The sequence below is a fragment of the Paraburkholderia sp. BL9I2N2 genome, assembly GCF_004339745.1.
Lineage (GTDB): Bacteria > Pseudomonadota > Gammaproteobacteria > Burkholderiales > Burkholderiaceae > Paraburkholderia.
The window spans coordinates 58,440-78,650 of record NZ_SMGP01000001.1 but is presented as its reverse complement, the minus strand read 5'-3'; the positions used below and the strand labels follow the sequence as shown (position 1 = coordinate 78,650).

Genomic DNA, 20,211 nt, shown 5'->3' with positions numbered 1-20,211 from the left:
GCCTTAACCTGATACGCCAGCGTTAAGCGTGCGACGGCGCCGTCAACAGCGCACGCAATTCGGCCAGCACCGGCGCACCGTCAGGCCGCACGCCGCGCCACACGAAAAACGATTCGGCCGCCTGCTCGACCAGCATCCCGAGACCATCCGCGCCGCGCGCGCCCAGCTTCCGCGCGTGCTCCATGAACACGGTCGGATGAGCGCCGTACATCATGTCGTAGGCGAGTGTGCCGCTGCCGAACGCGCGGTCGTCGCACTCGGGCAGCGACGCATCGAGACTTCCCGCCGTCGCGTTGACGATCACGTCGTAAGCGCCCGCTTCGATCGCCCGCGCGCTGCCGCCGCTCAGATGACATGCCGCATCACGCGCGGCCTGCGCAAACTGGCCGACCAGCGCCTCGGCTTTCTCCGCCGTGCGATTGACGATGGTCAGCGTATGCGGCGCGCGGTCCAACATCGGCAGCACCACGCCGCGTGCGGCACCGCCCGCGCCCAGCAGCAGAATGCGCGCGCCCTTCAGCGACACGCCGAGATTCACCTCGATGTCGCGCACGAGACCGAAACCATCGGTGTTGTCGCCGTAGATACCATTCGCGTCGATACGCAACGTGTTCACCGCCCCCGCCGCCGCCGCACGCGGCGACAACGTGTCAGCGAACGCATGCGCGTCGAGTTTGAACGGCACGGTCACGTTCAGCCCGCGCCCGCCTGCGTCGATGAAAGCCCGCACGTGCGGCACGAACGCATCCACCGGCGCGAGCAGGTGGCCATATTCCACAGGCTCGCCGGTCTGCGCGGCAAACCGTCCATGAATGAACGGCGACTTGCTATGACCGACCGGGTTGCCGATGACCGCATAGCGGTCGCGTGAATCCTGGGTGCTCATCGTCCCGGCTCCGCAATGTGCTGATGGGTAGCGGCACCGTCCGCGCCATCGCTGCTCTCGGCGTCGTCCTTCACAGCAGCCGCGTCGTTGCCGTCGAGTTCGGCTTCGGCCTGCGCCTCGGCTTCGCCTTCGGCGCTCTCGTCCGGGGCGTCGATGATTTCCTCTTCGCCCTCGTCCGCTTCTTCAGCCTCGCTGCCGCTCGTAACGGTGGGCGCGTCGAGCACATGCAGAAGACGCACGGAGGCTTCCACGGTCAACTCATCGATCGACATCACTTCCATCTGCAAACGCGTGCCGCGCGCGTGCACGCCGAGGCCCGGCACATGCAGCAGCAGCGGAATCTCTTCGAGGCGAACCAGATCGCCCTTCACCACCGACGCCACCACCTGCTTCCTGTTCTCCTGCTTCAGCCAGCGCAGGCACCAGAAGTACTCCATGCGACGCTGATGATCGGCGTACGCGGTGTACGTGTCGTCGAAACCTTGCACGACGGCGAACAGATCGGCATCTTTCGGCTTGAACGGCGCGGCCAGTTTCGCGGTCACGCCATGCTGCACGCAGGCGATCAACTGCCACTGGTTCACCAGGTCGACGTAACGGCGCAGCGGCGATGTACTCCACGCGTACTGCGTGACACCGAGGCCTTCGTGCGGCGCGGCGTTGGTCTGCATGCGCGTGCGCTTGGGACCGGTCGGCGCGCCAAAAGCGCGCTGCGTGCGATAGATGCCCGGCACGCCGTGGTCGTGCAGGAACGCGCCCCACGACGAGTTCGCGAGAATCGCCAGTTCGGCGACGATCGTATCGAGCGGCGAACCGCGCCGGCGCGGCGTGATCGTGATGTGCTCGCCTTCCACGTAGAAGTTGAAGTCGGTATTGCGCTGCACTTCGCGACGCAGACCGTAACCGGCGCGCGCGGCCTGGCGCTTTTCGAATAGCGCCTGCGCAAACGGCCACAGCACGGCGATGTCGTCCTTGTGCGGATAGTCGCCGGTGCCGGCGGCGAGCGCCTCTTCGGTGACGAGTTCGTCGAGCGTGTTGTGGCGCAGGTTGTTCTTCACGAACACGCGCTCGGCGCGCGTTTCGCTCGCGACGATCTCCTGCGTCTCGCGATTGACGATCACATACAGCGAAAGCGCCGGACGCAAGCCGCCTTCGGCCAGCGTGAACGCTTCGACGACGCTGTCCGGCAGCATGGTGATCTTGTCGCCGGGCATGTACACGGTCGACAAACGCGTGCGCGCGATCGCATCGACCTCGTCGCCACGCTGAATGCCGAGCGCCGGCGCGGCGATATGCACGCCGATCCGCACGCGGCCGTCCGCCAGGTGCTCGACGGAGAAGGCATCGTCGATTTCAGTGGTGGTGATGTCGTCGATCGAGAACGCCTGCACGTCCGCTTCCGGCAGATCTTCCGGCAAGGTGCCGACGGTAACCGGCGGAAAGCCGGTGCCGTGCGGGAAGAACTCGGAGAGGAATTTCGCTTCGTGCAACGCGCGCGCCGACGGAATGGCGCCGTTTTCCAGCATCAGACGCGCCTGCGAAATACCGCGCGCCGCCGCGGCGCTTTCTAGCGCCTTGTACTCGATCGTGTTCTTGTCCGGCTTGGTCAACAGCCCCAGCGCCTTGCTGCCCGTGAAGGCTTCCGGCAGACGGCCGGCTTTCAGTTCATCTTCGTAGCCGGCCTGCACCAGCGCCTGCTGACGCTTGCGCTCGAGCCCGGCGAGCGCCATCTTCAGTTGCTCCTGCGGCGCGCGTTGGTACATGCCGCGGCCCTTGCGGCGGAAGTACACCGGCGAGCCATGCATGCGCAGCACCAGCGCGGCGCGCTCGATCGACCCGAAGCGGTCGCCGAAATACTCTGCGCCGAGCGTGGCGAACGGGAATTCGTCGTCAGGCGCGCATTCCCACAGGAAGTCCAGATCGATCTCCTGCGCGGCGGCGTCGGCTTGCTGCATCAGATCGGCCGCACTCGGCTTTTCGAATTCGATCAGCACATCTTTCGCGCGCACCTTGGCGCGCCGGCCGCCCGGCAACTCGACCTGAAAAGCATCGCCCTGGCGCGACAGCACGCTGCCCGCCTTGAAACTGCCCGATTCCTCGAAGAAAACGTTCACTCAATACTCTCGTTCTGTCTTGCATCTGCCGGCGCGCCCGATCCTGCTTTGCGATCGGTCACTGCGTGCGCGGCACGGCAACGTGTTCGTGGTAGTGGATCCGCGGCGCGATACGCGCGCGCCGGCGGCATGAATCATGATGCGCGGCAATCGCCCCGCTGCTGGAACGCCCGGCTTGACGCGCCTTTACGCGGCTTCGCGCGGCGCCGGCGGCTCGACGTCTTCCGCGTCGCAGAAGGCCAGCACGTCGTCGACGTATTGCGCGAACTCGCTGATCGCGTGGTCACTCCCTTCGATCAGCGTAGTGCGTGCGCCGGGATAGTGCGCGAGCATTTCGCGGTAGTCGAGCACTTCGTCGCCGGTGGCGGCCATCAAATAATAGCGTTCGGGCCGCGTGATCGACGCGACGCCGAGCGCGCGCAACTCATCCAGATGATGCGGCTCGACGACGATGCTGCCGCCGCCGTGCCACAACGGCTGCTCGCCGAGATAAGCGCTCAGATCGCGCTGCGGCACCACCGCCGGATTCAGCAGCACCGCCGGCCAGCCGCGCTTCTCTGCCAGATAGGTGGCGAAATAGCCGCCGAGCGAACTACCGATCAGCGTGACGTTTTGCGGCCGGGCGGCGGCCACCAGCGATTCGGCGAGCGCCACGGTCTCGAACGGCGAAACCGGCAACATTGGGCAGCACCATTCGTCGCTACGGCCGAGTTCGACGAGCCGCGCCGCCAGCACGCGCGCCTTGAACGAATTGGGCGACGAGCGGAAACCGTGCAGATAAAGGATCACGAAGCGCCTCGCGCGGAAAGGGCGTCGAGCAGTTTCTGATGCACGCCGCCGAAGCCGCCGTTGCTCATCACCAGAATCTGATCGCCGGGGCGCGCTGCGTGGACTACTGCTTTGACCAGCGCGTCGAGATTGTCGAAAGCCTGCGCTTTGCCGCCGAGCGGCGCGAGCGCCTCGCCGAGATTCCAGCCGAGCGCGTCGCGGCCGGCCGGCGCGCCGTAGCCGAACACCAGATCGGCGTTGGCGAGACTGCCCGGCAATTGCGCCTTCATCACGCCGAGCTTCATGGTGTTCGAGCGCGGTTCCAGCACGGCGAGAATCCGCGTGTTGTCACGGCCCACACGGGCGCGCAGCCCGGCCACGGTCGTGCCGATAGCGGTCGGATGGTGCGCGAAGTCGTCGTAGACGGTCACGCCGTCGACGCTGCCGCGCACTTCCATGCGCCGCTTGACGTTGCGAAAGCTCGCCAGCGAGCGGGCGGCCTGCGCCGGCGGCACGCCGACATGGCGCGCGGCGGCGATCGCGGCCAGCGCGTTCATGCGGTTGTGCTCGCCTTGCACCTGCCACTCGACCACCCCGACACGCTCACTGTTGTGATAGACGGCGAAACGCTCGTCGACCGGCACGCCGTCTTCCGCCGGCAGGGTTTGCCAGCCGCCCTGCACGCCAAAACGCTCCACTTCGCTCCAGCAACCGCGCGTCAACACGCGTTCGAGCGCGTCTTCGCGGCCGTTCGTGACCACGCGGCCGATGCCCGGCACGGTGCGGATCAGATGATGGAACTGCGTTTCGATCGCGGCCAGATCCGGGAAAATGTCGGCGTGATCGAATTCGAGGTTGTTCAGCACCGCGGTCTTGGGACGGTAATGGACGAACTTCGAGCGCTTGTCGAAGAAGGCCGTGTCGTACTCGTCGGCTTCGATCACGAAGAAGCTGGAATCGGTCAGCCGCGCGGACACGCCGAAATTCAGCGGCACGCCGCCGATCAGGAAGCCCGGATTGAGGCCGGCATCTTCGAGCAGCCAGGTCAGCATCGAGCTGGTGGTCGTTTTGCCGTGCGTGCCGGCCACCGCCAGCACCCATTTGCCGTTCAGCACATGCTCGCCGAGCCATTGCGGGCCGGAGGTATACGGCAGGCCGCGGTCGAGAATGGCTTCCATCAGCGGGTTGCCGCGCGAGACCACGTTGCCGATCACGAACAGATCCGCGTTCAGGCCGTTCAACTGGTCCGCGTCGTAACCTTCTATCAGACCAATGCCTTGCGCCTCGAGCTGCGTGCTCATGGGCGGATAGACGCCGGCGTCGCAACCCGTCACGGTGTGGCCCGCGCCGCGCGCGAGGACCGCGAGACCGCCCATGAACGTGCCGCAGATACCGAGGATGTGGATGTGCATAAGCCTGTCGTGCCGCGCGGGCGTTTTTCCTGGAAGGGCCCCCTAACCTGTCGCCTCGCGCCAGGCCCCCTGAGGGGGCAAGAAAACGGGGCGCGGCCCGGCGCTTTCCTGAGAGGGATGGGAGCGCAGAAGAGCGGCCGAAACGACCGTCTGCAAAGGACGCTATTGTAACCGACGCCTTTCGATCACCCTATGCGCGCTCGCCTGCGCCGTCTCGTCCGGCGCGCGGTGCGACCCGCCAGGAAAGGCCGTCACCAATCTCTAGTATGATCGAGGGATGGTCCGCAAATCTCATTTCGATCCGCAGCGCGTGCGCGAGGAAATCGCCATCGCGGCTGCCCGCATGATCGCCGAAGACGGTCTGGATTACGCCACGGCGAAGCGCAAAGCCGCCCGGCAAGTGGTCGGCGAGAGCCGTGTTGCCGGCGAATGGCTGCCGGATAACGACCAGATCGAAGAAGAAATCCGCGAATATCAGTCGCTGTTCCAAGGCGACAGCCAGCCTGTGTTGCTGCGGCGGCTGCGCCGCATCGCGGTCGAATGGATGGAGCGGCTCGCGCCGTTCAATCCTTATCTGACCGGTGCGGTGCTCGGCGGCACCGCCGGCGAACACTCGGATATCCACCTTCAGGTGTTCTGCGACAACCCGAAGGAAGTCGCCATCTACTTTCTGAACGCCAACATTCAGTACGACGTCTCGGAAACGCGGCATTTCGCCGGCCGCGGCTATGTCGAAACGCTCAGCTTTCTGTGGCGCCCCACGAATGAAGGGCGCGAGGCTGAACCGGTCGGCCTGCACGTGGCGCTCTACGAAACCGACGATCTGCGTGGCGCAGTGCGCGCCGACGCGCGCGGGCGCACGGCACGCGCGAATTTGCAGGCCGTTCAGACGCTACTCGACGGCAGCGACGTCGCTCCTTCAACCAACTAGACTGACCAAGATGAATACGAGACGGATTCTGGCAGGCGTACTTGTCGCCGCTGTCGCCGCGGGCGGCGGCGTTCTGGCGAACCACTTGCTGAACGGCGGCGTCGAAGAAGTCGCGCATGCCGCGCAACCGGCCTCTCCGCAAAACGCGGTCGCGCAACTCTGGACCGCGCCGGTGACGACAGTCGACGGCAAGCCGCAAACGCTAAGTTTGCTTAAAGGCCACCCAATCGTCGTCAACTTCTGGGCCTCGTGGTGCGGCCCCTGCGTCGAAGAAATGCCCGCTCTGTCGCAACTTCAGCGCGATTACGCGAAAAAAGGCATACAGTTCGTCGGACTTGGCGTGGATTCGGAAAAAAACGTTCAGACGTTCCTGCAGAAAGTGAAAGTGGCGTACCCGGTCTACGTGACCGGCTTCGGCGGCGCAGACCTCGCGCGCGCCTTCGGCAATACTGCGGGCGCACTGCCGTTTACCGTCGTAATTGACGCAAAAGGCAACATTCGCTCGACAAAATTAGGACAAATCGACCCGCAGGCGCTGAAACAGACGCTCGACGCCCTTTAAATTTCACATTCTTTTGGCGCTCGATTACCCGCGGAAGGCGCGAAAATAGGAGCAAATCGGACGGATTTGAGAGAAGATGGGCGCCCGCCGCAGCGGCGAAACGCCGCCGCCATCGATGCGTACGCGCGCGAAACTAGACAAGTTTCTCTAATCAGCGCTAAAGTGCGCCCAATTCCACGGAAAAAGAAGCGACCATGACGCGACTGCTGGTACTGCACGGACCCAACCTCAACCTTCTCGGCACCCGGGAACCCGAGGTCTACGGTCACGTGACCTTGCCGCAGATCGATCAGGCGCTGGCGGACCGCGCAGCGGACGCAGGCGTCGAACTCGCGTCGTTCCAGAGCAATCACGAAGGCGCTCTGGTGGACCGCATCCAATCCGCGCGGACTGAAAAAACCGATTTCATACTGATCAATCCCGCCGCGTACACGCACACCAGCGTGGCCATTCGGGACGCACTGGCGGGGGTCGGCATCCCGTTCGTCGAGATTCATCTGTCGAACGTGCATCGTCGCGAACCGTTCCGGCATCACTCGTATTTCTCCGACCAGGCTGAGGGCGTGATTTGCGGCCTCGGCTGGAAGGGATATCTGTACGCGCTCGAATTCGCGCTCGACCGGCTGTCCGCCGGCTCGTCGCGCGGCTGATTCCAAACACGTCTAATTTGCGCCGGCTGCGTACGCGCCGGCACTTTACGCATTAAAGGGGCTGCCTGATGGACCTACGTAAACTGAAAACACTGATCGACCTCGTCTCGGAGTCCGGTATTTCCGAACTCGAAGTGACCGAGGGCGAAGGCAAGGTCCGCATCGTCAAGAATGCGCCGCCGGTTTACGTACAACCGTCCGCGTCGTACGCGCCGCAATACGCGCAGCCGGCACCGGCACTCGGTGGCGAAGCGCCGGCGGCGGCTGCAGCAGCCGCACCGGCTACGCCGGCGGCCGCCGCGCCGCAAGGCCATGTGGTGACCTCGCCGATGGTCGGCACCTTCTACCGCGCGCCGTCACCGGGCGCCGATCCGTTCGTCCAGGTGGGCGACACGGTCAAGGAAGGCCAGACGATCTGCATCATCGAAGCGATGAAGCTGCTCAACGAAATCGAGTCGGACAAGTCCGGCGTGGTGAAGGAAATCCTCGTCGAAAACGGTCAGGCGGTCGAGTACGGCCAACCGCTGTTCGTGGTCGGCTGACGCGGCACGCTTTGCGCATGCCGCCCGCGCGCCGTTGCTCCCAGGCGCGCGACCGATCCTCTGAGGCAGCCGGCGTTGTGATCAACCCGGCGCCCATTGATGAGTCGAAAACCCGCTATGTTTGAAAAAATCCTCATTGCCAATCGCGGCGAGATCGCGCTTCGTATCCAGCGCGCCTGCCGCGAACTCGGCGTCAAGACCGTCGTCGTTTATTCTGAAGCCGACAAGGAAGCCAAGTACGTGAAGCTCGCCGACGAGGCCGTCTGTATCGGCCCGGCGCCTTCGAATCTGAGCTACCTGAACATGCCCGCGCTGATCAGCGCGGCGGAAGTCACCGACGCCGAAGCGATTCACCCCGGCTACGGCTTCCTCTCGGAAAACGCCGACTTCGCCGAACGTGTCGAACAGTCCGGCTTCACCTTCATCGGCCCGCGCCCGGAAACGATCCGGATGATGGGCGACAAGGTCACGGCCAAGCAGACCATGATCAAGACCGGCGTGCCTTGCGTGCCGGGTTCGGAAGGCGCGTTGCCGGAAGATCCGAAAGAGATCGTGAAGATTGCCCGCCAGGTCGGCTATCCGGTCATCATCAAGGCCGCCGGCGGCGGCGGTGGCCGCGGGATGCGTGTGGTCCACACGGAAGCGGCGCTGGTCAACGCGGTCAACATGACGCGCGAAGAAGCCGGCCGTGCGTTCGGCAACCCGCAGGTCTACATGGAGAAATTCCTGGAGAACCCGCGGCACATCGAAATACAGGTGCTGGCCGATTCGCTCAAGAACGCCGTCTGGCTGGGCGAGCGTGATTGCTCGATGCAGCGCCGTCACCAGAAAGTGATCGAAGAGGCGCCGGCGCCGGGTATCGCGCGCCGCCTGATCGACCGCATCGGCGATCGTTGCGCGGACGCCTGCAAGAAGATGGGCTATCTCGGCGCGGGCACCTTCGAGTTCCTCTACGAAAACGGCGAGTTCTACTTCATCGAAATGAACACGCGCGTACAGGTCGAGCATCCGGTGACGGAGCTGATCACGGGCGTCGACATCGTGCAGGAACAGATCCGCATTGCGGCCGGCGAAAAGCTCGCCTTCCGTCAGCGCGACATCGTGTTCAAGGGTCACGCGATCGAATGCCGGATCAACGCGGAAGATCCGTTCAAGTTCATTCCGTCGCCGGGACGCCTGACGTCGTGGCACATGCCGGGCGGCCCCGGCATCCGCGTCGACTCGCACGCCTACAATGGCTATTTCGTGCCGCCGAACTATGATTCGATGATCGGCAAGCTGATCGCTTACGGCGCGACGCGCGAACAGGCGATCAAGCGCATGCGCATTGCGTTGTCGGAGATGGTGGTGGAAGGCATTCAGACCAACATCCCGCTGCACCGCGAGCTGATGCTGGACGCGAAATTCGTCGAAGGCGGCACCAGCATTCACTACCTCGAAAACCGCCTGGCCGCGAAGCTGCAGGCCGCGCCGGAAGAAGCGTAACTCATGAGCTACCGGGAACTGATCGCCGAGCTGGCACGCGAGCACGCGGAGGAATTCTCCGACGCGCTGCTCGAGTTGGGCGCGTTGTCCGTGTCGGTCGAAGATGCGGACGCCGACACGCCCGACGAGCAGCCGCTGTTCGGCGAGCCCGGTCTCACGCCGGATCGCACGGCGTGGCAGCGTTCGCGCGTGATCGCGCTGCTCGCGCCGGAACACGAGCCGGCGGTGCTGCTCACCGCGGCAGCCAACGAAATCGGGTTGGCGGCGACGCCGTCGTTCACTGTGCGTGAAGTCGAAGATCAGGATTGGGTGCGGCTCACGCAGTCGCAGTTCGATCCGATCAAGATCGGCGAGCGCATCTGGGTCGTGCCGTCGTGGCACGACGCGCCGGACCCCGAAGCACTGGTGCTGGAACTGGATCCGGGGCTCGCCTTCGGCACCGGCAGCCATCCCACTACGCGGCTTTGCATGGAATGGCTGGAGCAGTCGGTCGAACCCGAGCAATCGGTCCTCGACTACGGCTGCGGCTCCGGCATTCTCGCGATCCTCGCGAAAAAGTGCGGCGCCAATCCCGTGTACGGCATCGACATCGATCCGCAAGCGGTCGAATCGGCGCGCCACAACAGCGAGCGCAATCGTGCGGAAGTCACGTACGGTTTGCCCGACGAATGCCCTACCGGCGAGTTCGATATCGTGGTCGCCAATATCCTGTCCAACCCGCTCAAGCTGATGGCCTCGATGCTCTCGTCGAAGGTCAAACCGGCTGGCAAGATCGCGCTGTCCGGCATTCTGGCGCGGCAAGCGGACGAGGTCGCACAGGTCTACTCACGGTGGATCGACATCAGCGTATGGCGCGAACACGAAGGTTGGGTATGTCTGGCGGGAACGCGTCGCGAAAGCCATTAGAATAAGGCGTATTGTCCAACCAACGGCCTTCCGGCTTATCGGCTCAATATGCTCCTGGCAACACGTTGCCCCTTCTGCGAAACCGTCTTCCGCCTGCAAACGGAACAACTTGCGCTGCGCCGCGGCCTGGTGCGCTGCGGGCATTGCCAGGAAGTATTCGACGCGTCGAGCAGCCTGTTCGACATCAGCGAAGGCGGTGACTTCTCGACCGCCAAACCGGTTGCCGCAGCCGCGGCGATCGAAGCGCTTTCGGGCGTGCGTCCCAATGGCCCCGACTTCAGCGCCGAAGCATGGGATCCGTGGGCGCCGTCACCCGACGCCGCCATCGACAGCCGTCTGCGTCACAACGCCAGCAATGTGCCGCTCTCACCGGTTTCCACCGGCGCAGGCGTCGCGGTCACACCGCGTCACGCTACGGAACCCGAGCTCCCGCCCGGCGCATCCTCCGCACCGCTTCCGCCCGACGAGGAACCACTGATCGCGGACGCGCCGCTCGACCCCTTCGCTTATCACCTCGATCCACCCGAGGAAGCAGCGCCGCGCGTCTGGCACAAGACCGAGCGCGCTTCCGACGCGCCGCTGGATGTGCCGCTCGAAGAGCCGGTTCTGGACGAGCCGGCTACCTTGTATGGCATTCCTGACAATGAGCCGCGTTTCGGTGCGGCCGGCGTAGGTGCGGCCGGCGTAGGCGCTGCCGGCGTAGGTGCTGCGGGCGCAGGCGCAGCCGGCTTTGCTGCCGCCGGCCCGGCCGCCGCCACTGGCCCGGTCTCCCCCAGCGGTGAGCCCTTCTCCGTGCAGCCCGTCAACGACGGCGCCGATCCCTTCCCCGTGGTGCGCGAAACCCGCCCGGCTGAACCGCGGCGCATGGGCTGGATCATCGCCGGCTCGGTGGTGGCGGCGCTATTGATCATCGCGCTGCTCGCGCAGCTCGCCTGGTGGCAACGCGAAACGGTGATGGTGTATTTCCCGCGCTCGCAGACGCTCTACGCGAAGGCCTGCTTGACGCTCGGCTGCCAGGTCACGCCGCCGCACGACATTGACGGTTTGCAGGTCGAGCCGTCCGATCTGCGGCAAATCGACGGCCCGCACAAGCTCGAACTGAAGATGCCGCTGCGCAACCGCTTCAATATTGCGCTCGCGTATCCGGCCATCGAACTCACGCTGCTCGACGACCAGAACAACGTCGCAGTACGCCGCGTGCTGTGGCCGCAAGACTACGTCCCGCCCGGCACGCAGATCGCGGCCGGCCTGCCCGCGCATACGACTCAGACCATGATCGTGCATCTCGACACGGGCAATGCGGTCGCTTCCAATTTCCGCGTACAGATTTTTTATCCGTAACGCATCCTCGCGCGCCTGGCGCTGACCGGGCGCGTTCACCGTCAATCCTGACGATTTTTCGGAGCACGACAACATGAGTCAAGTCACGCTGGGTGGCAACCCGATCGAATTAGCTGGCACGTTCCCGTCGGTAGGCCAGGCCGCTCCCGCTTTCTCGCTGGTCGGCAAGGATCTGAAGACGCTGTCGCTCGCCGATTTCGCCGGCAAGCGCAAAGTGCTGAACATTGTCCCGAGCCTCGACACGCCGACTTGCGCCACCTCGACCCGCAAGTTCAACGAAGCCGCGGCCAAGCTGACCAACACGGCTGTGATCGTCGTGTCGGGCGACCTGCCGTTCGCCGCGTCGCGCTTCTGCACGACCGAAGGCATCGAGAACGTCGTCACGGCGTCCACCTTCCGCGGCCATGAGTTCGCGCAAGCCTACGGTGTCGACGTGACGAGCGGCCCGCTGACCGGCCTGACGGCACGCGCCGTGGTGGTGGTCGACGAGAACGACAAGGTCGTTCACGCGGAACTGGTCGGCGAAATCAAGAACGAACCGAACTACGACGCAGCCCTCGCCGCGCTGAAGTAACACCTTCGCGCACGAACCCGGCGCCGCGCTTCATGCGCGGCGCTGTCACGTCGTCGCGCCCATTCTCTTTATCGTTTTTACAGGAACGCTCGCCTTGGCTACGCTGATTTGCGGCTCGCTCGCCTACGACAACATCATGACCTTCGAAGGCCGGTTCCGGGAGCACATCCTGCCGGAGCAGGTCCACATCCTGAACGTCAGCTTTCTCGTGCCGACCATGCGCCGCGAGTTCGGCGGCTGCGCGGGCAACATCGCCTACTCGCTGCATCTGCTGGGCGGCGACGCGCGCATCATGGGCACGCTCGGCTCGGTCGACGCGCAGCTCTATATGGACCGGTTCAAGCAGCTCGGCCTGTCGACGGAGAGCGTGCTGGTCGTGCCGGACGCCTATACGGCGCAGGCAATGATCACCACGGATCTGGAAAACAATCAGATCACCGCGTTCCACCCGGGCGCGATGATGCAGTCGCATCTGAATCGCGCCGACGAGGCCAAGGGCATCACGCTCGGCATCGTCGGGCCGGACGGTTACGACGGCATGATCCAGCACGCCGAGCATCTGGCGGCCGCAGGCGTGCCGTTCATCTTCGATCCGGGCCAGGGCCTGCCGCTCTTCGACGGCGCGTCGCTGCGGCGCATGATTGAACTCGCTACCTATGTAGCGGTCAATGATTACGAAGCCAAACTGGTGAGCAATAAAACGGGTTGGTCGATCGAAGAGATCGCCGGCAAGGTGGAGGCGCTGATCGTCACGCTCGGCGAGCAAGGCGCGCAGATCCATCATGCGGGTGGCATCGAAGAGATTCCGGCGGTCAAGGCACAGCAAGTGCTCGATCCGACAGGTTGCGGCGACGCGTTCCGCGGCGGCTTGCTGTACGGCATCGAAAACAAGCTCGGCTGGGCCACCACCGGCCGTCTGGCGAGCCTGATGGGCGCGCTGAAGATCGAACATCAGGGCCCGCAAAACTATGCGCCCGGCCGGGCCGAGATCAACGAGCGGTTCAAGCAGGCGTTCGGGTACGACCTGCCGTAATACCGAGAGCTATTGGAGTTCAGGGAATGAGAACAATGAGTCGCCTGGTCGTGGCCGCCTTGATTGCCGGTTCGCTGGCCATGTCGGGGTGCGCGTACAACAGCAGTTCTGCGGACGTGTACACGGCGTCGCAGGCACAGCGTGAAGAAACGGTTCGCATGGGCACGGTCGACAGCGTGCGCGCAGTGAAGATCAGTTCGAACAACGGCCAGCCGAGCGGAATCGGCGCGATCGGCGGCGGCGCCTTGGGCGCGGTAGCCGGCAGCACGATCGGCGGTGGCACCGGCTCGATCATCACGGGCATCATCGGCGGTCTGGCGGGCGCGGTGGCCGGCAACTCGATCGAAAACGGCGTCGCCGTGCGCGACGGTCTCGAGGTCACCGTGCGGCTCGATAACGGCGACATGCGCGCCATCACGCAAAGCGCCACCGGCGAGATCTTCCGCGCCGGCGAGCGCGTGCGGCTACTCTCCAGCGGCGGCGTCACGCGCGTCACGCACTAAGTTTCCCCTCTCGCGCGGCGAGGCTTTCTGCCGCCGCGACGACCTCACACGCATGCCCTCCCCTGTGCATGCGTTTTTTTTCGCCTGCAAGTTTCTCGCCGGGCAAAAAAAATCCCGTCGCCGGAAACTGGCAACGGGACCCTGACCGAGTAGCGCTCGCCACGCTACTCAAGCGCTACTCGATCATCAGACACATCATGCGACGTGCCGAAGTGCTTCTACCGCTTGTCGTCCAGCTTACGGACGGCTGCCCGTCGGGAACGGCCATGCCGCTGCCGGGTTCAGCGCGGTCTTCACCGTCGCCGCCGGTGCGCTCGAGACGGAAGTCGCTGCGGGTGCGGGAGCCGCCTTCTTGGCGACAGCCTTCTTCGCAGGGGCAGCCTTCTTGGCAGGAGCAGCGGCCTTCTTCGCGGCAGCCTTCTTGGCAGGCGCAGCCTTTTTAGCGGCAGCCTTTTTCGCGGGCGCAGCCTTTTTAGCAGCAGCCTTTTTCGCAGGCGCAGCTTTCTTGGCAGCAGCCTTCTTAGCCGGCGCAGCCTTCTTCGCTGCAGCCTTCTTGGCCGGTGCTGCCTTCTTTGCTGCAACCTTCTTCACAGCGGCTTTCTTAGCCGGTGCTGCCTTCTTCGCCGCAACCTTCTTCACTGCGACTTTCTTGGCTGCAACCTTCTTGGCCGGAGCAGCTTTCTTCGCTGCAGCCTTCTTGGCCGGTGCTGCCTTCTTCGCTGCAACCTTCTTCACTGCCACTTTCTTGGCAGCGACTTTCTTTGCCGGAGCAGCTTTCTTAGCCGGAGCAGCCTTCTTTGCTGCGACCTTCTTGGCTGCGGGTTTCTTAGCGGCGGCTTTTTTTGCAGTTGCCATCATTTTCTCCTTCAGGTTTTCAGATGAGAGTCAGTTCAAACTACACCCTTCGTCAAAACCCGCTTCCCGCGGACGCTTCTCAGGGCGCGCGCTACGAAGCGGGCTATTCATCGGCGTACGCAGGTGCTGCGCGCTTACGCTAATGAATGCGGTAAGGCGCGCCGTGCCGAAAGGCACCGCGCGCCAGATCTGTTCGGCGTGAAAACTCAACGCCGGCAATTGCTTGATCGAGCCGCCGGCAATGACGCCAGCGGCTTTTTCCGGGGGGAAGTTTGCCCATCCCACTGAAGGGTTCGCAAAGTGCCTGTCATAGTTGTGGGCCGCGAAGGCACGCGGCGCACCGGGCATGCTTTGCATCAGGCGATTCTGCTCCTAACCAAAATTGCCGCGGCCCAAGCCGACGGCATCCCCATCGATGAATGCATCTGCAGCACGAACCCGGATCACTCCCAGGTCAGCGCGCCGCCAGTCTGATATTCGATCACTCGCGTCTCGAAGAAGTTGCGTTCCTTCTTCAGGTCGATCATCTCGCTCATCCACGGGAACGGGTTTTCCTCGTTCGGGTACAGCGGATCGAGACCGATCTGCTGGCAACGGCGGTTGCAGATGAAGCGCAGATAGCTCTTGAACATCGACGCATTGAGGCCGAGCACCCCGCGCGGCATCGTGTCTTCTGCGTAACGATATTCAAGTTCGACCGCTTGCTGGAAGATCTCGCGGATTTCCGCGCGGAACTCAGCCGTCCAGAGCTGCGGGTTTTCGAGTTTGATCTGGTTGATCAGGTCGATGCCGAAGTTGCAGTGCATCGACTCGTCGCGCAGGATGTACTGGTACTGTTCCGCCGCGCCGGTCATCTTGTTCTGACGACCCAGCGCCAGGATTTGGGTAAAGCCGACGTAGAAGAACAGGCCTTCCATCACACAGGCGAACACGATCAGCGAGCGCAGCAGCGTCTGGTCTGCCTCGAGCGTGCCGGTCTTGAAGGCCGGGTCGGTCAGCGTGTGGATGAACGGAATCAGGAATTCGTCTTTCGCGCGGATCGAGGAAACCTCGTGATACGCGTTGAAGATTTCGCCTTCGTCGAGGCCCAGGGACTCGACGATGTACTGGTAGGCGTGCGTGTGGATCGCCTCTTCGAACGCCTGGCGCAGCAGGAACTGGCGGCATTCGGGCGCCGTGATGTGGCGGTAGGTGCCCAGCACGATATTGTTGGCGGCGAGGGAATCGGCCGTCACGAAGAAGCCCAGGTTGCGCTTGACGATGCGGCGCTCGTCTTCGGTCAGACCGTTCGGGTCTTTCCAGAGGGCGATGTCGCGCGACATGTTCACTTCTTGCGGCATCCAGTGGTTGGCACAACCAGCCAGATACTTTTCCCAGGCCCACTTGTATTTGAACGGCACCAACTGATTGACGTCGGTCTGGCCGTTGATGATGCGCTTGTCGGCGACGTTGACCCGCGCTTCCGAAACGGCAGCCGTTCCGGCAGCAGCGTTGGTCACATGAGCGACGGGAGCGACAGCAATGTCGTTCGCGAAGACGTCTTGAGCCGAGGGAGCATGAGGAGCGGAACGCGTTCCGACTTGCGAACCGACAGCCGATCCCGCAGCGTTGCGCAACACATTCTGTTGCGTAGCGCTCGAGGGAGTTACGGCAGTGATCTCGTCATCCCAGTTGAGCATAAATGTCACCATCAATTTAGAACGGTTTGTACCATCTTTTCACGAGCGATAAAAGAGTTCGCTGATGAAAAATCCTGTTTTCGATTCGCGTTGCTACGTTCATACAACACTTTGTTCAACAGAGTGTGTGCATCACCTCATGTGAAGCGTGTTGAACGTGTGTCGTCGAAGTGCTTCGCGAGCTCGAAGAGCAACGTGTCGATGCGACGTTTCGCTGCTCTATCTATCTGTATTGCGGAGCGTGCTTGTAGCGTCTTGCGACTGCTGACTGCTGCCTCGCGTTGCTCGTCGCGGTGGTCCGCGCTTGCTTCGCGCTTGCCCTGCGTGCCTCGCGCTTGCCTCGCGTTTGCCTCGCGTTTGCCTGTTCGTCAGTGCTGGCGAGGTGAAGTTCAATGCAATGTCGAGCGATGCATCGGGCCGGCTGCGTTGATCGACCCATCGATCGAAGCGTTTGCTGCGCGCACTGTGTCGCGCGCTTCGTCTGGTGCTGCCGACTGCTGACTGCTGATTGACCGGGTCACGATGACCGCGTTACGGCTTCAGTGACCTGCCCTGCTTCGCTGCGTTGCGATGAACGGCGCGCTTCGTATTCCACTCGCCGCGCCGCTCACCGACTTCACTTCTACTTCACTTCCTTCGCTTCGCTACTCGCTGCATGCGGGTCATTACCTACGACCCGTCAGCAAGCAGCGATCCTGCTGCCTGCCGCGCACTTGCCAACTACTTACTGGCAAGCCTCGCACTCGTCGAAGCCTGGATCGCCCGGACGCATCATGCACACCGGACCATCCGCTTCCGGCGCTGCTTCAACCGCGACTGCCGGAGCGGCCGCCGCTGCCTGAATGCCACCCGAAGCCGCGCCGCCGCTCACGCCGAAGCCACCCGCCGCGCCGCCGGCAGCACCGCCCGAACCTTCGCCGCCACCCGAGCTCACCGCGTTCAGCGCGCCGTGCGCCACCGTCGACTTCTCGACGTGGGTCGCCGCCATCGTGCGGAGGTAGTAGGTCGTCTTCAGGCCGCGCACCCATGCGAGCTTGTAGATCTCGTCGAGCTTCTTACCCGATGCGCCGCCCATGTAAATGTTCAGCGACTGCGCCTGGTCGATCCACTTCTGACGACGCGAGGCCGCTTCGACCAGCCACTTCGGATCGACTTCGAACGCGGTGGCGTAGATCGCGCGCAGGTCGGCCGGGATCCGGTCGATGCGCGAGAGCGTGCCGTCGAAGTACTTCAGGTCGGCGACCATCACTTCGTCCCACAGGCCGCGCGCCTTCAGGTCGCGCACCAGGTAGTCGTTGACCACCGTGAATTCGCCCGACAGATTCGACTTCACATACAGGTTCTGGAAGGTCGGTTCGATACAAGCCGACACGCCGATGATGTTCGAGATCGTCGCCGTCGGCGCGATCGCGACGCAGTTCGAGTTACGCATGCCGTAAGTGGCGATGCGCGAACGCAGTTCGGTCCAGTCCATCGACTCGCTCGAATCGACTTCCACGTAACCGCCGCGCGCTTGCTCCAGCAGCTTCACCGAGTCTTGCGGCAGGATGCCGCGATCCCACAGCGAACCACGGTAGCTCGAGTAGCGGCCGCGTTCCTGCGCCAGTTCCGTCGACGCGTAGTAAGCGTAGTAGCAGACCGCTTCCATCGACGTGTCGGCGAACTTGACCGCTTCTTCCGACGCGTAGGGCGTGCGCAGCAGGTGCAGGCAGTCCTGGAAGCCCATGATGCCCATGCCGACCGGACGGTGCTTCAGGTTCGAGTTACGCGCCTTGGCGACCGCGTAGTAGTTGATGTCGATCACGTTGTCGAGCATGCGCATGGCCACGCTGACGGTGCGCTTCAACTTGTCGTGGTCGAGCACCAGGGTGCCGTCGGCCTGTTCCTTCAGGTGAGCGACGAGGTTCACGGAGCCCAGGTTGCAGACGGCGATTTCGGCGTCGCTGGTGTTCAGCGTGATTTCCGTGCACAGGTTCGACGAGTGGACGACGCCGACGTGCTGTTGCGGCGAGCGCACATTGCACGGATCCTTGAACGTGATCCACGGGTGGCCGGTTTCGAACAGCATGCCCAGCATCTTGCGCCACAGTTGCGCCGCCGGGATCTTCTTGAACAGCTTGATCTCACCGCGCGCGACCTTGTCTTCGTAAGCCGTGTAAGCCGTTTCGAACTCGGCGCCGAACTTGTCGTGCAGGTCCGGGCAGGTGGACGGCGAGAACAGCGTCCAGTCGCCGCCTTCCATCACGCGCTTCATGAACAGGTCGGGAATCCAGTTCGCCGTGTTCATGTCGTGGGTACGGCGGCGGTCGTCGCCGGTGTTCTTGCGCAGCTCGAGAAATTCCTCGATGTCCAGGTGCCACGATTCCAGGTACGCGCACACCGCGCCCTTGCGCTTGCCGCCCTGGTTCACGGCGACCGCCGTGTCGTTGACGACCTTCAGGAACGGCACGACGCCTTGCGACTTGCCATTGGTGCCCTTGATGTGCGAACCGAGCGCACGCACGCGCGTCCAGTCGTTGCCGAGGCCACCGGCGAACTTCGACAGCAGCGCGTTTTCCTTCAGCGCTTCGTAGATGCCGTCGAGGTCGTCGTCCACCGTCGTCAGGTAGCACGACGACAGTTGCGAACGGCGCGTGCCCGAGTTGAACAAAGTGGGCGTGGACGACATGAAGTCGAAGCTCGACAGCACGTTGTAAAACTCGATCGCGCGCGCTTCACGGTCGATCTCGTTCAGCGACAGACCCATCGCGACACGCATAAAGAATGCCTGCGGCATTTCGATGCGCACACCGTCGTGATGCAGGAAGTAGCGGTCGTACAGCGTCTGCAGACCGAGGTAGCCGAATTGCAGGTCGCGGTTGTTGTCGAGCGCGGCGCCGAGGCGCTTCAGGTCGAACTGCAGCAGCTTGTCGTCGAGCAGCTCGGCTTGCACGCCGCGCTTGATGAACTGCGGGAAGTACTCGGCGTAGCGCTCGCCCATTTCCGTTTGCGTGACTTCCTCTTCGAGGATTTCGCGGCGGATCGTGTGCAGCAGAATGCGAGCGGTGACCTGGCTGTACGCCGGGTCCTTTTCGATCATCGTGCGGGCAGCCAGGATGGCCGAGTCGTAGACCTGGCTCATCGGCACGCCGTCGTACAGATTCTTGACCGTCTCCGCGATGATCGGATCAGCGCTCACGGCGTCGCCGAGATTCGAGCAAGCGAGTTCGATGATGCCGCGCAGGGCAGCCATATCCAGCGGACGCGTGACGCCGTTGTCCGTCACGTTCAGACCCGGCGTGTTCGCCACGATGTGGTCGTCATGACCGCGGGCTTGCGTGCGCTTCTCGCGATACAGCACGTACGCACGTGCGACGTTGTGCTCGCCGCCGCGCATCAGCGCGAGTTCGACCTGATCCTGAATGTCTTCGATATGGAACGTGCCGCCGTTCGGGCGGCTGCGCACGAGGGCGCGCACCACGTTCTGCGTGAGTTGCTCGACCAGTTCGCGCACCCGCGCCGAGGCGGCGCCTTGACCACCGTTCACGGCCAGAAATGCCTTCGTCACGGCGATGGCGATTTTCGACGGTTCGAACGACACGACGCTGCCATTACGGCGGATCACCTTGTAGTCGGCGAAGGTCGCTTGCGGCGCGAGCGCTTGTGCGCCTTGTGCCTGGCCAAAGGCCTGGCCAGTCGGTGAGCCCTCGTACCGGGTCGTCACGTTGTCGGTGGTTTGCATGTGCAAAGCTCCTGGTCCTGGAAATGTTGCGGGAAAATCCGCGGATTAAAACGAACGCTGCGCCGCCGCGTGCGCAAGCGATGGGGTGCAGGAAGGGGACCGGCTGAGCCGGTTGGCGGGCTGCGACTGCGATGAAGCCTGGTTCGAATTGATAACGGTCTTCATCGTGTGTGTCGCGATCACTTGCCAAGCCCCTTTCCTGAATGCTTCTGAATGCCGCCGGTGGTCTCTCCGGCCGCGCCACAGGAA

18 protein-coding genes are annotated in these 20,211 nt (G+C 63.6%); 10 read left to right on the top strand and 8 right to left on the bottom strand.

Annotation, left to right across the window (positions count from 1 at the left end; translation table 11 throughout):
* Nucleotides 1–22: 22 nt before the first annotated feature.
* The 4 genes from aroE to mpl form a co-directional block, all read right to left on the bottom strand.
* On the bottom strand, nt 23–886 hold the full coding sequence (aroE, locus tag B0G74_RS00365; protein ID WP_132373015.1) for a shikimate dehydrogenase: 864 nt from the start codon (nt 884–886) through the stop codon (nt 23–25).
* Nucleotides 883–3,000 carry an RNB domain-containing ribonuclease gene (locus B0G74_RS00360; RefSeq protein WP_132373013.1) on the bottom strand — a complete coding sequence of 706 codons (2,118 nt, stop codon included), beginning with the start codon at nt 2,998–3,000 and terminating at the stop codon, nt 883–885. Before B0G74_RS00360 ends, aroE begins: the two co-directional genes overlap by 4 nt.
* Before the next feature lie 186 nt (nt 3,001–3,186).
* Nucleotides 3,187–3,789, bottom strand: a complete 603-nt coding sequence (locus B0G74_RS00355) for a YqiA/YcfP family alpha/beta fold hydrolase (RefSeq protein WP_132373011.1) — start codon at nt 3,787–3,789, stop codon at nt 3,187–3,189.
* Complete coding sequence (gene mpl / locus B0G74_RS00350; RefSeq protein ID WP_132373010.1) at nt 3,786–5,180, bottom strand: UDP-N-acetylmuramate:L-alanyl-gamma-D-glutamyl-meso-diaminopimelate ligase; 1,395 nt, start codon at nt 5,178–5,180, stop codon at nt 3,786–3,788. The genes B0G74_RS00355 and mpl overlap by 4 nt, the downstream gene beginning before the upstream one ends.
* A 277-nt stretch (nt 5,181–5,457) precedes the next feature.
* Here mpl and B0G74_RS00345 point away from each other — a divergent pair, with 277 nt between their 5' ends.
* From B0G74_RS00345 to B0G74_RS47405, 10 genes are all read left to right on the top strand, one after another.
* The gene (locus B0G74_RS00345) at nt 5,458–6,111 is read left to right on the top strand and encodes a UDP-N-acetylmuramate--alanine ligase (RefSeq protein ID WP_132373008.1); all 654 of its coding nucleotides are present in this window, start codon (nt 5,458–5,460) and stop codon (nt 6,109–6,111) included.
* 10 nt (nt 6,112–6,121) lie between these two features.
* The gene (locus B0G74_RS00340) at nt 6,122–6,673 is read left to right on the top strand and encodes a TlpA disulfide reductase family protein (protein WP_132373006.1); all 552 of its coding nucleotides are present in this window, start codon (nt 6,122–6,124) and stop codon (nt 6,671–6,673) included.
* A 194-nt stretch (nt 6,674–6,867) separates the two neighbouring features.
* Nucleotides 6,868–7,323: a type II 3-dehydroquinate dehydratase gene (gene aroQ, locus B0G74_RS00335; RefSeq protein ID WP_132373004.1), complete on the top strand. Its 456-nt coding sequence runs from the start codon at nt 6,868–6,870 to the stop codon at nt 7,321–7,323.
* Nucleotides 7,324–7,391: 68 nt separating this feature from the next.
* On the top strand, nt 7,392–7,865 hold the full coding sequence (gene accB / locus B0G74_RS00330) for an acetyl-CoA carboxylase biotin carboxyl carrier protein (RefSeq protein ID WP_132373002.1): 474 nt from the start codon (nt 7,392–7,394) through the stop codon (nt 7,863–7,865).
* A 117-nt stretch (nt 7,866–7,982) separates the two neighbouring features.
* Nucleotides 7,983–9,350 (top strand): acetyl-CoA carboxylase biotin carboxylase subunit, encoded by a 1,368-nt coding sequence (accC, locus tag B0G74_RS00325; RefSeq protein WP_132373000.1) that lies wholly within the window; start codon nt 7,983–7,985, stop codon nt 9,348–9,350.
* Between the two features lie 3 nt (nt 9,351–9,353).
* A complete protein-coding gene (gene prmA / locus B0G74_RS00320) occupies nt 9,354–10,256 on the top strand; it encodes a 50S ribosomal protein L11 methyltransferase (RefSeq protein ID WP_132372998.1) in 903 nt (300 codons plus the stop codon).
* Between the two features lie 48 nt (nt 10,257–10,304).
* Nucleotides 10,305–11,597, top strand: coding sequence for a zinc-ribbon and DUF3426 domain-containing protein (locus tag B0G74_RS00315; protein WP_132372996.1), 1,293 nt, complete (start codon nt 10,305–10,307; stop codon nt 11,595–11,597).
* Between the two features lie 73 nt (nt 11,598–11,670).
* A complete protein-coding gene (gene tpx, locus B0G74_RS00310) occupies nt 11,671–12,171 on the top strand; it encodes a thiol peroxidase (RefSeq protein WP_132372994.1) in 501 nt (166 codons plus the stop codon).
* A gap of 94 nt (nt 12,172–12,265) precedes the next feature.
* On the top strand, nt 12,266–13,204 hold the full coding sequence (locus B0G74_RS00305; RefSeq protein WP_132372992.1) for a carbohydrate kinase family protein: 939 nt from the start codon (nt 12,266–12,268) through the stop codon (nt 13,202–13,204).
* A gap of 26 nt (nt 13,205–13,230) precedes the next feature.
* Nucleotides 13,231–13,707, top strand: coding sequence for a glycine zipper 2TM domain-containing protein (locus tag B0G74_RS47405; protein WP_132372990.1), 477 nt, complete (start codon nt 13,231–13,233; stop codon nt 13,705–13,707).
* Nucleotides 13,708–13,944: 237 nt separating this feature from the next.
* Here the strand turns inward: B0G74_RS47405 and B0G74_RS00295 are convergent, their stop codons facing one another.
* From B0G74_RS00295 to B0G74_RS00280, 4 genes are all read right to left on the bottom strand, one after another.
* Nucleotides 13,945–14,562: a histone H1-like DNA-binding protein gene (locus tag B0G74_RS00295; RefSeq protein ID WP_132372988.1), complete on the bottom strand. Its 618-nt coding sequence runs from the start codon at nt 14,560–14,562 to the stop codon at nt 13,945–13,947.
* Nucleotides 14,563–14,592: 30 nt separating this feature from the next.
* Nucleotides 14,593–14,919: a hypothetical protein gene (locus B0G74_RS00290; protein ID WP_132372986.1), complete on the bottom strand. Its 327-nt coding sequence runs from the start codon at nt 14,917–14,919 to the stop codon at nt 14,593–14,595.
* Between the two features lie 86 nt (nt 14,920–15,005).
* Nucleotides 15,006–16,241, bottom strand: a complete 1,236-nt coding sequence (locus B0G74_RS00285; RefSeq protein WP_132372984.1) for a ribonucleotide-diphosphate reductase subunit beta — start codon at nt 16,239–16,241, stop codon at nt 15,006–15,008.
* A 724-nt stretch (nt 16,242–16,965) separates the two neighbouring features.
* Nucleotides 16,966–19,962 (bottom strand): ribonucleoside-diphosphate reductase subunit alpha, encoded by a 2,997-nt coding sequence (locus B0G74_RS00280; protein WP_132372982.1) that lies wholly within the window; start codon nt 19,960–19,962, stop codon nt 16,966–16,968.
* Nucleotides 19,963–20,211: the final 249 nt, after the last annotated feature.

Excerpts from the sequence above, each read along its gene's own strand:
- aroE (WP_132373015.1), bottom strand. The coding sequence starts at position 886 with ATGAGCACCCAGGATTCACGCGACCGCTATGCGGTCATCGGCAACCCG.
- mpl (WP_132373010.1), bottom strand. The coding sequence starts at position 5,180 with ATGCACATCCACATCCTCGGTATCTGCGGCACGTTCATGGGCGGTCTC.
- B0G74_RS00345 (WP_132373008.1), top strand. The coding sequence starts at position 5,458 with ATGGTCCGCAAATCTCATTTCGATCCGCAGCGCGTGCGCGAGGAAATC.
- B0G74_RS00340 (WP_132373006.1), top strand. The coding sequence starts at position 6,122 with ATGAATACGAGACGGATTCTGGCAGGCGTACTTGTCGCCGCTGTCGCC.
- aroQ (WP_132373004.1), top strand. The coding sequence starts at position 6,868 with ATGACGCGACTGCTGGTACTGCACGGACCCAACCTCAACCTTCTCGGC.
- accB (WP_132373002.1), top strand. The coding sequence starts at position 7,392 with ATGGACCTACGTAAACTGAAAACACTGATCGACCTCGTCTCGGAGTCC.
- accC (WP_132373000.1), top strand. The coding sequence starts at position 7,983 with ATGTTTGAAAAAATCCTCATTGCCAATCGCGGCGAGATCGCGCTTCGT.
- prmA (WP_132372998.1), top strand. The coding sequence starts at position 9,354 with ATGAGCTACCGGGAACTGATCGCCGAGCTGGCACGCGAGCACGCGGAG.
- B0G74_RS00315 (WP_132372996.1), top strand. The coding sequence starts at position 10,305 with ATGCTCCTGGCAACACGTTGCCCCTTCTGCGAAACCGTCTTCCGCCTG.
- tpx (WP_132372994.1), top strand. The coding sequence starts at position 11,671 with ATGAGTCAAGTCACGCTGGGTGGCAACCCGATCGAATTAGCTGGCACG.
- B0G74_RS47405 (WP_132372990.1), top strand. The coding sequence starts at position 13,231 with ATGAGAACAATGAGTCGCCTGGTCGTGGCCGCCTTGATTGCCGGTTCG.
- B0G74_RS00295 (WP_132372988.1), bottom strand. The coding sequence starts at position 14,562 with ATGGCAACTGCAAAAAAAGCCGCCGCTAAGAAACCCGCAGCCAAGAAG.
- B0G74_RS00290 (WP_132372986.1), bottom strand. The coding sequence starts at position 14,919 with ATGCAAAGCATGCCCGGTGCGCCGCGTGCCTTCGCGGCCCACAACTAT.
- B0G74_RS00285 (WP_132372984.1), bottom strand. The coding sequence starts at position 16,241 with ATGCTCAACTGGGATGACGAGATCACTGCCGTAACTCCCTCGAGCGCT.
- B0G74_RS00280 (WP_132372982.1), bottom strand. The coding sequence starts at position 19,962 with ATGCAAACCACCGACAACGTGACGACCCGGTACGAGGGCTCACCGACT.